The 4,733-nt window shown below is 61.4% G+C and carries 4 protein-coding genes; 1 reads left to right on the top strand and 3 read right to left on the bottom strand.

All coding sequences use genetic code 11. The features are described 5' to 3' along the window. The 3 genes from AWB66_RS32025 to AWB66_RS32035 form a co-directional block, all read right to left on the bottom strand. Positions 1-289 (bottom strand): transposase (locus AWB66_RS32025; RefSeq protein WP_143328376.1); only part of this gene is annotated, 289 nt, incomplete at its 3' end. Between the two features lie 666 nt (positions 290-955). After that, positions 956-2,707, bottom strand: a complete 1,752-nt coding sequence (locus AWB66_RS32030) for an FAD-dependent oxidoreductase (protein ID WP_087633992.1) — start codon at positions 2,705-2,707, stop codon at positions 956-958. 421 nt (positions 2,708-3,128) lie between these two features. Next, positions 3,129-3,758: a DapH/DapD/GlmU-related protein gene (locus tag AWB66_RS32035; protein ID WP_125469881.1), complete on the bottom strand. Its 630-nt coding sequence runs from the start codon at positions 3,756-3,758 to the stop codon at positions 3,129-3,131. A gap of 226 nt (positions 3,759-3,984) precedes the next feature. Here AWB66_RS32035 and AWB66_RS32040 point away from each other — a divergent pair, with 226 nt between their 5' ends. Next, a complete protein-coding gene (locus AWB66_RS32040; protein WP_087633993.1) occupies positions 3,985-4,551 on the top strand; it encodes a hypothetical protein in 567 nt (188 codons plus the stop codon). The last annotated feature ends 182 nt before the right edge of the window (positions 4,552-4,733 follow it).

Below are 4,733 nucleotides of genomic sequence, written 5' to 3' on the forward strand. Positions count from 1 at the left end.
GCAGTCGCGTCATGCCCGAATCCAGCAACGCGAACTCCCGATACAGCGGTATGTCGTGCAGCGCTTCCTCCATCGCCGGGTCCGACAGGCTGAACCACTGCTGCATGAAGTGGATGCGCAGCATCGTTGGGATCGGAAATGGCGGGCGACCCGTTTTGCCCTTCGGGTAGTGCGGCTCGATGAGATCAATCAGCTTCTGCCACGGCACCACGCGTGTCATCTCATCGAGAAATTCGCGTTTGCGGGTACGCTTGGTCGACAGGTTCAAGCCAAGATCCATTTGCGACATCACCACACCTCATCCGGTTGAGCCCGTTTCAAGCGTAATTCATTCCGGCCATCGTTGGGAGAGTTATGCAGACCTTCCTAAGCAAAGAAAGCAGCTTTTTAGTCAGCAGTCTTCAGGCGGCAACACCTTTGAAGTACTGAGTGGACATACCGCCTAAGTGTCGCCCTCAAGAACAAGAGGGGCTTGGTGCGATTAACCACTGTGTCATCGCACAGCAAAGGGATTGGCACAGCAGTCATCCATCCGTTCCCGCTTCGCTAACGAGGGGTACATCGGGTCGCGCGGTTGAGGTTGCAGTCCGCTGTTTTTTGTTGTGCCCGTCGTCCGAGCGAAGCGCGGACGGAGCTTAACGGAGCGCATACGACTTTGTTGAAGTTCGAGAGGTGTCAGTCGTACTGCGCGCCAAGCCGGGTGGATGTTTAAGGGCGACACTTAGGCGGTATGTCCACTCAGTGCTTCTAGTGCGTTGCCGTGCTGTAACTACTGACTGAAAAAGCTGCTTTCTTTGCTTACTTTCTTTGCAGCAGCAAAGAAAGTAAGTCCCGCCCCGGACAGGGGCAAAGCTAATAGACCGACGCGAAAGCAAGTTCAGCAAAGGCGCAGGCGCATCAGACGGGGTTCAACAATACAAAACAAACCAAACCCCGCCCGAACGCCAGCGCCCCCCTACTTCTTGCCCATCTGAAAAGCGAGATCCGACGGCATGTGCAGCGTCGAAGCCGCGAACGGCAACGGCTCTTCCTCCGGCCGTTCCATCGGCTGATGCTCCCCGACGATGAGCGGCGTCACCGTCGCGCTCGTGCCTTCGGACGTCTTGAGCGCATGCGCGATGTGCTCGGAGAGACGCAGCGTCATCGCGGCAATCGTGATGGTCGGGAAGTTCGCCCCAACGGTCGGGAACACCGAACTGCCCGCGACATAAAAATTGCTCATGCCGTGCACCTTGCAGTTCCGATCGACGACCCCTTCCTTCGGCGAATCGTGCATGCGCGTCGTGCCCATGTGATGCCACGTGCCTTCCAGCTGCGCGGGCCACGGCTTGCCTTCCAGCGTCTCGTCGAGTTCGACATCCGCCACGCCGCCGCGCTGCAGTTCATCCGCGAGCAGCGCAACGGTGCGGTCGAACGTGCGCTTCACGAGTTCCGTCACCTGCCAGTCCACCTTCACGCGATTCAGTCCGAGACTGTCCTTCTTGTCCGAGAGCGTCACGCGGCTGTCGCGATTCGGCTCGGCCTCGACGATCGTCTGGATCTTCACTTCCGTGATGAGCGGGCGCGGCTGCAAAAGACGTGCAAGCCCGAAGCACGCGGTATCGACCGGATGCGACATCATCGTCAGCAAGTCCCGCGTGAAGTTCCAGCCCGGCTGGTCCTTCTTGAGCAACGCCTGCTTGCAGCGAATCAGCGCCTCCGAACCTTCCGTGTTCTCGCCCTTGAAGACCGAGTAGAACCACGAGCGCGCATTCAGCAGCTTTTCCTTCTCGAGCACGTCCTTCGTCAGCGCGAACTGCGACGAGATGAACGTGCCGTGCGCGGCGACCGCCGTATTCTGATAGTGATACTTGATGTCGTAGAGCTTGTTGCGCGCCCACGCCTTCTTGAAGTTCACCTTCGCCGACATGATCCGCGGATGGTCCATGAAATAGCGGCCCACCAGGTCATGCCCGTTGCCGAGGCCCGCCCTCTGCACCTTGTTCGACGACAGCAGGAGCCGCGCATTCTCGATCCCGCCCGTCGCCAGCACGAAGACCTTGGCCTTCACCGCAAAGCGCCGGCCCGACAGCGTGCCGACATCGATCTTCGTGACGGACTTCGCATCACGATCGGTGTCGATGTTGAGCGCGTTCGCATACAGGAAGACGCGCACGTGCCGCGCGTTGAGCAACTCCTCGCGATACACCTTGCCAAAGCGCACCGGCGGGCTGAACTGCGAGATCGTGTCGCGCACGCGGCCGCTCGGGAACGGATGACGCCGCACGTCGTTGCGGTGGATCGCCGCTTCCCAGTACGCCGGCTCGAAGTTGTTCTCGCCGAGCTTCAGAAGCGCGTGCGTGCGCGCGTAATACGGGCGCAGTTCGTCCAGGCTGAAAGGCCAGCCGCTGTCCTTCACCCAGTCGCGCTTCTCGAAGTCCCAGGGATCGAGCGGACGGCACCAGCCGCCCCAGCAGTTGCTGCTGCCGCCGAGAAAGCGGCTGCGGCAACCGTCGGCGAATTCGTAGGGCACGCCGACGTTTTCGCCGCGATACAGGTCCCGCGTATCGCTATCGGCCTTGTAGCCGCCGCTTTCCAGCAGGCAGGCGCCGATGCCCTGTTTTTCCAGCTCCCGCGCGAGCGTAATGCCCGCCACCCCCGCGCCGATGATGCACACCGTGGTCTCGATGACTGCGCCATCTTCTACGCTACGGCTGTCGATGAACATTCCCCGTACTCCCTCTCACTCGTGCTCAGCGATTCTTCTGGTCCACGACCGAACCCTTCGGCCGAACCGACACGCTGTCGCGATCCACAATCGATACGCCGCTTCCGCCCGCGGTCCCTTCGCGCCTTGACGGCGACAGGACTCGTGCAGGATTCGCGCGTCCTCACCGGTTCCCGGCGATGCGAGCGACGACAGCCACGGCTGTCTCGCGCGGCAGCGAGAACTTTCAAGCATTGCCCCCCGTGATATTCGACCCGGAAGAAATAGCCGACCCGCCAAACTGGCGGCGCTTACGGCCAAGCTCTTCCGTCGCCTCGGGCACATGCGTCCGTTCTCTGCTGACGGTTCGCATCCGGTACTGCGATTCATGCATAGAAACCGTGCGCTGCGACGCATGCCCGTGCAGCTCACGTATGGCGAATTAGGCGGAAAAACGCTTCCTGATGTATCGCACCGGATTACCGCCGTACACGCCTTCCGCTTCGAGCGAGCGATGCACGACGGACATCGGGGTCACGAGTGCCGAGCGTCCGATCGTCACGCCCATTTGCACCACGCATTTCGATGTGATCCACACGCCGTCCTCGATGACGATCGGTGCGACGCGCAGGTCCATGTTGCCGGCGGCGTCGTGCGAACCCGTCGTGAGAAACGCGCCTTGCGAGATGCAGACATTCGAGCCGATGCAAATCGAGGTCTGGTTATAGATCCATGCGTCGACGCCGAACCAGCAGTTGTCGCCGACTTCGAGATTCCACGGCGCCTTCACGCGGATCGGATGCGGCATGCGGCAGTTCTTCCCGATCCGCGCGCCGAACGCGCGCAGCAGCGCGACACGCAGCGACGAGACCGGAATCAGCTTGTTATTGATGAAGCATGCTTCGAGGAAGAACCAGACGGTCTCGATGAGAAAGCTGCGCTTCGCGATGTAATTACCCGGACCGGCCTTCGACAGGTCGATGACCTTGCCCCGCGCACCGACACCGGGTGTCTGCGCGTTGTCCGTGCTGCGGGCCTCGCCGACGCAACGTTCCTCTATCGCCCTTTCCATTTGACCGATCCCCGCGTGATAGCCATGCACTTCGAGTGCTTTTAAGTGCTTTGCTCAAGGGCGTTCGCAGCCGTGAAGGCCCGCCTCTCATTGATCATTTAAACCGATCTTTGTTGAAATCGATTATGGTCGAAGGGTGCAAGCGCCCGCGTGCGCTACTGCACGAATGGCCGCATGAGAAAGACTTTTGGCGGTAGCGGCCGGGCACTCGGAATATCCTGTTTTCATGTACGCGCGCATGCATACGAATGCGCTCGCGCCGGCGGAAAATTCGTCTGGCGAGACCATCGACATCCCCGCCGGCATGCGCCGGATCGTGGGCGCACAGGAGAACTTCATGACACGCAAGACCCGCTCGACCTTCCTTTCGCTCTTCGCCGCGCTGTGTGTTCCGGCGGCGCTGCTGTGCACGCAGGGCGCGCACGCGGCGCCGCTCGGCAATGGCGCCGATGCGGCCGAGCTCGACATGCTCGGCACGCCCAAAGCCTATGCGGACCCGTATGGCACGCCGATGAACGGCAAGGGCGGACAGCGCGGGCCCGTGACGAACGCGAACGCGCAGACGGTGCAGGGATCGTCGCCGACCGACAAGTTATTGGCGAAGCAGGATGGCGTCGAGCCGATGGCGGGCCAGGGCGGCGGCCGGGTCCAGTTGCGGCCGCTTGCGCGCAATCGTGATGCGAAGATGGTGCAGACCCCGGACGCAGCGGCAGCGGCGTTGTATCAGCAGCCGGTGGGCGGCAAGCCGGTTGCCGCGGCCAAGCCGCGGGAGATTTACAAGTCACCGTGGTGAGGGTGGTCGCTGGCGCTTGGGGTTCGGGCTGGTTTGGTTCGTTGAACGCCGTCCGGGGCGCTTGCGCTTCTCTGTGGTGGAACTTGCTTTCGCGTCGGTCTATTCGCACTGCCCCTGTCCGGGGCGGGACTTACTTTCTTTGCTGCTGCAAAGAAAGTAAGCAAAGAAAGCAGCTTTCCTAG

This window comes from Caballeronia telluris (assembly GCF_001544495.1).
GTDB lineage: Bacteria > Pseudomonadota > Gammaproteobacteria > Burkholderiales > Burkholderiaceae > Caballeronia > Caballeronia telluris.